Raw genomic sequence first — 6,070 nt, forward strand, 5'->3', positions numbered from 1 at the left:
CCGCACCGTCGAAGTCTCGGAACGAGGGGGCGAGGGCAGGGTCTGCTGCCCCGAACGGCGTCGCCAGATAGACGTCCCGAGCGAACCCCGGGAGGAGGTCGAGGTCGTACCGCAGGGCCCCGGAGGCGTAGCCGAAGCCGTCGCTCACTGCGTCTTCGGGGGGCAAGTCGCCCGCTAGCAGGTACTCGGTCACGGGAGCCTGTGCGAACGCCGCCACCCCGAACCCGCTCGGCGGGGTCAGGGGAATCACTGCCTTCCGGCGATTCACCCATACGGCGCCCCTCACGTACTCGAGCGTCGTGATGGCACTGACGCCGCCGAGGTCGTTGAAGGCCTGCCAGGGCGGCGTCACCTGGAACGGGCGCACGGCGGCGAAGAAGCGCACCCGCCGTGGCTCGGTCTCCAGGTTCTCGAGCCGGTACCGCATGTACAGGACGGCCTTCCCCGCCTCGCCGGTCGCGAAGGCGGTGGACTTGAGAGCGATGCCGTCCTTCCGCCACACGGACGACGGGATGGGAAGGAATCCCTGCTCCAGCTCCTGCGTGGGGGAGCCGTCGGCCCAGGTGACGAGCTCCTCGCCGACGTACAGAAAGGGCTCGAGCGAGAACGTGCCCCTGTCGACCTCGAGCATGCCGTCTTCGTTCAGGAGCCCCTGCGTGACGCCCCCGAGGACGCTGCCCACCGGGGTCCAGTAGGTCTGCTCTCCCGAGAGGTATCGGGGGAAGAGTCCCCTGGGCTCGTTCGCGGCGATATTCCCGAAGAACGCATTGAGCGAGCGGGAGAACTCGTACGGCTTGACGTCGATCTCGGCGATGCCGATTCCCTTGCCGTCGACGCCGCCGTGCAGGCGAAGCCGGAGCCGTCGCGACGTGCCGTGGGGCAGGTAGACGTAGCTGCGCGCCGCGTCGGGGCGCTTGGCCGAGTAGACCGTCTTCCATGCCGTGCCGTCGTCGGAGCTCTCGAGGTCGAACGGCCGCGCTGTCGTCGTCGGGTCCCAGCGGACGATCAGCCCTCCGTATTCGCGCACCTCCCCGAAGTCGACCAGGAACCATTGCGGCTCGTCGGAGGGCTCGCTCCGCCAGCTCGTCTCCAAGCAACGATCCACGGCGCACCGGGGCTCGTGCCCCGGCAGCGCGCTCGACGCCTGGACGGCCGGCGTCGAGCGAAAGCTGTGATCCTCGAGGCACAGGTTGGCGATCCAGAGCGTGCCCTTCCCCCCCGGCGGCGCCGTAATCGCGAACTCGATCGCGCCGACCTGGCGCATGGGGCCGCTCCCCGCCGGTCCCCAGGCGAAGTCGATCTGGCTGCTCCCGATCCGCAGCGATCGCCACTCCGCGGGCAAGTCGAATGCCTCCGCCTGGTACCGCCAGACGTTCTGGCCGCCGGGGTCGACGAGCTTGAACTCGAATTTGTTGGCGGGCGCCACCCCGTGGACGTCCAAGGTGAAAGCATAAGCGTCCGGCAGTGGGAACGAGAAGCGCTTGCGCGCGACGACGAAGCCGCCGCCGCCTTTGAAATCGAAGTCGAGCCGCATGGCGTCGCCCCGGCGCCCTCGATCCCGGGAAATGTCGAGGTGCGCCTGTCCCGACGCCACCGGGGTCCAGCCGGAGACGTCGGCAAAGTCGTCGAGGGTCTCGCCCTGAATTGAACCCTCCGAGGTCTGAGACGGAGCCTCAGACGTAGCGCGGGATCGGACCGTTGTGCGGGGTGGTGCGGTCGGAGAGGTCGAGCGTCGCCTCGTCGACGTAGCACCATCCCCAACCTTCGGGCGGGTCGTAGCCCTCGATGATCGGATGCCCCGTCGCGTGGAAGTGCTTGGTCGCGTGACGGTTCGGCGAGCTGTCGCAGCAGCCGACGTGACCGCACGTCCGGCAGAGCCGCAGGTGCACCCAGATCGAATCGATCTTCAGGCACTCCTCGCAGCCGAGCGCGCTGGGGACGACTTTGCGGATGCCGGCCTGGTGGGCGCATTCGTCAGCCATTGGTCCTCCCGATGTTGCCCATGGCGGCCGCTTCACCACGGACGTCGGCGAGAAACGCGTGCAGCGTCGCGACCACCTGCGCGCCTTCGCCGACAGCGGCGGCAACGCGCTTCACCGACCCGGCGCGCACGTCACCGATCGCGAACACACCCTTGCGGCTCGTCTCGAGCGGCCGGTGCCCGTTCCCGAGGTCCCCGCCCGTGCGCACGAAGCCCTTGTCGTCGAGCGCCACGTCGGACTGCGACAACCACGCGGTGTTCGGGTCGGCGCCGATGAAGAGGAACAGGTGGCGGAGCGGGCGCCCCGTCTGCTCGCCCGACGGCAGATGGCGCCAGCGGACGGTGTCGAGCATGCCGCCCTGTCCTTCGAGGGCGGTGACTTCGGTCTGCACCAGCACCTCGACGTTCGGCAGCGCCGCGAGGCGGTCGACGAGATAGCGCGACATGCTCGCATCCAGGCTCCGTCCGCGCACGAGAAGCCAGACCTTGGCCACCTGGCTCGCGAGATAGACGACCGCCTGGCCCGCCGAGTTGCCGGCACCGACCAGCGCCACCTCCTGCCCGGCGCAGAGCTTCCCCTCGAGCGGCGAGACCCAGTAGTGCACGGACGAGGCTTCGAACTCGGCGAGATTCGCGACATCGAGGCGGCGGTATCGGACGCCGCTCGCGATCACGACCGTGCGGGCGCTGGCGCGCTCGTCATTGGCGAGCCCCAGCTCGAACCGCGCGTCCTCGCCAGCGGGGCGGCATCGCAGACGCACGACTTCGTCGGGTATCGCCATCTCGGCCCCGAACTTCTCCGCCTGGCTGTGCGCGCGCGCCATGAGCGCCATACCGGAGATGCCGGTGGGAAACCCCATGTAGTTCTCGATTCGCGCCGACGCGCCGGCTTGCCCGCCGAAGGCGCGGCGATCGAGCACGATCACCGAGAGCCCTTCGGACGCCGCGTAGACCGCCGCCGCGAGGCCGGCCGGTCCGGCGCCGATGATCGCGACGTCATAGACGTTGCTCGGATCGATGGGTCGCACGAGGCCGAGGCAGCGCGCGAGCTCGACCTCGCTCGGGTTCCGGAGCATCCGTCCGTTCGGGCAGAGGACGATCGGCAGCGTCGTCGGGTCGACGCTGAATCGCTCGAGCAGGGTCTTCGCGCAGGAGTCGCTGTCGGGGTCGAGCGTGTGGTGCGGATGCCCGTTGCGCGCGAGGAATCCTGCCAGCCGAAGCACGTCGCCGTCGCCGGCGTGGCCGATGATCAGCGGGCCCGCGACGGCGCTCTGGAGGAGACCGACGCGGCGCAGGATGAGCGCGCGCATGATGCGTTCGCCGAGCTCCGCTTCCGCGACCAGAACGTCGCGCAGCTTGCGGGGTGGGATGACGAGCGCCTCGACCGGCTTCACGGCATGCGCGTCCACCAGCGACGGGCGGCCGGACAGCTGGCTGAGCTCGCCCATGAACGAGCCCGGACCGTGCGTGACGATCGCCTCGTCGCGCCCGAGCGCGTTGTGCTGCGTGATGGCGATCTCACCGGTCAGAACGACGAACATGCCGGGACTGATTTCGCCGGTCGCGACGAGCCGCTCGCTTGCGCGGTAGGCGCGACGCTCGCCGAAGCGCCGCAGACGCTCAACCTCCGCGGGCTCCAGGGTGGGGAACATCTGCTCGTAGCGGGTCTCGATGAGCGGGCGCGCAGGCGCAGCCATGGAGTCTGGAGACAATACGCCTCTTTTGCCTTGCGGCAAGCCTTCCCTCGGCCGCAGCGGGGAAGGTGGGAGGCTTCGCGCCGACAGTGAGGAGCAGCGAGATGTACGTGTGGCGGCAGCGGCGCGTTTTCATGCGATCGTGTGCCAGCTGTCGCTCACGCCTTCCGGGGGGAGCCAGTCGGGCAGCGGCATGATCAGGAAGCTCGACAGCGCCTGCACGTAGGGCTCGTACATCGCGCGCAGTGCCCTGAGCTTGGCGACGGAGGCCTCGTCCGCGCGAAACCGAACCTCGGCCGCGGCGAGAAAGCTCTCGAGTCGCTTCTCTTCCGAGGGCGGCAGTCGATCGACGACTGGGGGCGTCGGCTTTAGACGAAAGACGGCGCACAGGTCCACCACGGCGTGACGCGCCATCGCGAACGTCAGCCGCGCCGTGGGCACCGGCTTGTCCTCGATCCGTGCGACGACAAGGGAGCAGACGTCGAGGATCGTCGTCAGGGCCGCGACCCACGACTGGTTATCGTGCTGCGAGCGGAAGTAGGAGAGCACCGGAAACGAGACGTGGCTCTCGAGAAGCTCCGCGGACCAGCGCTCCCAGTCGCGGAGCAGCCCGCGAAGATCGTCATCCCCGTCCCGGACGTGCCGGCGCAGGAGCCGCGCTGCCGTCGGAGGGGAGCCGGCCCGCGCGTCCAGCATCGAGATACTCACTTCCCGGCGGGAGAACGCTTGCGCGATCAAGGGCACATAGCCGATCACGAGCGCCAGGAAGCCGAACCCCATGCCGGACTCCAGGATCGTGAGCCCGCGGGCGAGCGTCGTTCGCGGGGTCACGTCTCCCAGGCCGAGCGTGAAGAAGGTCGTGCCGCTCATGTACAGGTCTACGCCGAATCCCGAGCGGCCGTCCGGACCTGTCACCTGCGATCCGACACCCCAATGGAGAAGCGCGAAGGAGACGATCAGGCCGAGTGCCCAGAGAGCGATGAGCAGGATCAGCGAGAGCGGGCCGAATACCGTGAGAACGTTTTCCCGTCGGTTGCCCTGGGGGAATCGCTTCGCGGCCGCTCTCCATGGCGTCCACAGGAACCGGTAGAAGGCCCGCGTCGGCCGGAACCTTCGCGAGACGCGGCGGGAGAGGATGATCGTCTGGAATGCATCCCAGAGAATGACGAAGATGAGGAGAGCGGCGACGGCAGCGGCCCATGGATGCATGGTCCGGATCAGACCTCGTTGTATATCGTCAGCGCACCTCCGCGTCGACTTCCTCGCTGCCTCTCGGGCACGATGCGCCAGCATCCGACGCGCGCCGTCGGATCGATGGAGCTGCGATCCGAACGCGCCGGACGCTGCCGACCCATCGGCACGCTGCGCTCGTAGGCGATCCCGCGCGTCCTGCCTCGGGGCGGCTCCCTGGAACGGTGTTCACGTCCAGCGTGCCGAGGGCTATGGATTCATCCGGAACGGCCGGCTACATAGGCAGCCATTCGGGACATGGGACATGTTCTCGGGGACCAACTCCAGGGGAGGGGAGATGCGATGGTGAGCGAGGCGCGCGCCGATCACCGGGCGTGCGCGCCGGGCAATCTCCACCGGATGCTGCTCGACGTGTCGCACGCCACGGCCTCGCACCGGGACCTGAAGAGCCTCCTATGTGACCTGGCCGGGCTTCTTCGCCGGGTCGCTCGCTTCGACCGGCTCGCGATCGTGCTCCATGATCCGGAGCGCGACGTCATGCGCCTTCACACCATCGTCTCACTCGAGCCGACCTTCACCACCGACCTCGAGCTGCCCGTGCCCGAGTCTCCCGCGGGCCTCGTGTGGCAGACGCAACGGCCCCTCGTCGTGCCGCGCATCGACCGTGAGACGCGCTTCGCCGAGGTCAGACGGATCCTGCGCGCCGAGGGCATGCGATCGTTCTGCGTCCTCCCTCTGACGACGCCGCTCCGCCGTCTCGGCGGGCTCAGCTTCGCGAGCCAGGACGAAGATGCCTTCTCGGACTCCGACGTCGAGGTCCTGCAGGAGCTCACGAGCCAGGTGGCGCTGGCCGTCGACAACACGCTCCATCACGAAGCCGCCCGGCAGGCGCAGCAGCAGCTGGCGTGCGAACGCGATCGCCTCGAGTTGCTCCTCGAGGTGAACAACGCGCTCGTCTCGAACCTCGAGCCGCGGGCGCTGTTCAGCGCCATTGCGACCTGCCTGCGACGTGTCGTGGCGCACGACTACACGAGCCTCGCGGTCTACGACCGCGAGCGGAACGCGTTCGACATGTGGGCGCTCGAGTTCGCCGGCAAGGGGCTGATCAAGGAGCACATGTTCGTCCCGGTGGAGGGGTCGCCCGCGGGCAGGGCGTTCACGGCCGGAGAACCCGCGCGGTTCGGGCGTGCGGATCTCGCGGCGC

5 protein-coding genes are annotated in these 6,070 nt (G+C 68.9%); 1 reads left to right on the forward strand and 4 read right to left on the reverse strand.

Features of this window, described 5'->3' with window-relative positions:
- The 4 genes from E6J59_14900 to E6J59_14915 all read right to left on the reverse strand — a co-directional run.
- Nucleotides 1-1,534: discoidin domain-containing protein (locus tag E6J59_14900; GenBank protein ID TMB18249.1), on the reverse strand; the 1,534-nt coding region annotated here is incomplete at its 3' end.
- 139 nt (nucleotides 1,535-1,673) lie between these two features.
- Nucleotides 1,674-1,982 carry a UBP-type zinc finger domain-containing protein gene (locus E6J59_14905; protein TMB18250.1) on the reverse strand — a complete coding sequence of 103 codons (309 nt, stop codon included), beginning with the start codon at nucleotides 1,980-1,982 and terminating at the stop codon, nucleotides 1,674-1,676.
- Complete coding sequence (locus E6J59_14910) at nucleotides 1,975-3,678, reverse strand: FAD-dependent oxidoreductase (protein ID TMB18251.1); 1,704 nt, start codon at nucleotides 3,676-3,678, stop codon at nucleotides 1,975-1,977. The genes E6J59_14905 and E6J59_14910 overlap by 8 nt, the downstream gene beginning before the upstream one ends.
- A gap of 129 nt (nucleotides 3,679-3,807) precedes the next feature.
- Entirely contained in the window at nucleotides 3,808-4,968 is a 1,161-nt protein-coding gene (locus E6J59_14915; protein TMB18252.1) for a two pore domain potassium channel family protein, read from the reverse strand.
- Nucleotides 4,969-5,163: 195 nt separating this feature from the next.
- Here E6J59_14915 and E6J59_14920 point away from each other — a divergent pair.
- The coding region (locus E6J59_14920) for a GAF domain-containing protein (protein ID TMB18253.1) at nucleotides 5,164-6,070 on the forward strand (907 nt) is incomplete at its 3' end.

It is taken from the genome of Deltaproteobacteria bacterium (assembly GCA_005879795.1).
GTDB lineage: Bacteria > Desulfobacterota > Binatia > DP-6 > DP-6 > DP-6.

Coding starts and splice junctions, on each gene's coding strand:
- E6J59_14915 (TMB18252.1), bottom strand. CDS start 4,968: ATGCTGGCGCATCGTGCCCGAGAGGCAGCGAGGAAGTCGACGCGGAGG.
- E6J59_14905 (TMB18250.1), bottom strand. CDS start 1,982: ATGGCTGACGAATGCGCCCACCAGGCCGGCATCCGCAAAGTCGTCCCC.
- E6J59_14910 (TMB18251.1), bottom strand. CDS start 3,678: ATGGCTGCGCCTGCGCGCCCGCTCATCGAGACCCGCTACGAGCAGATG.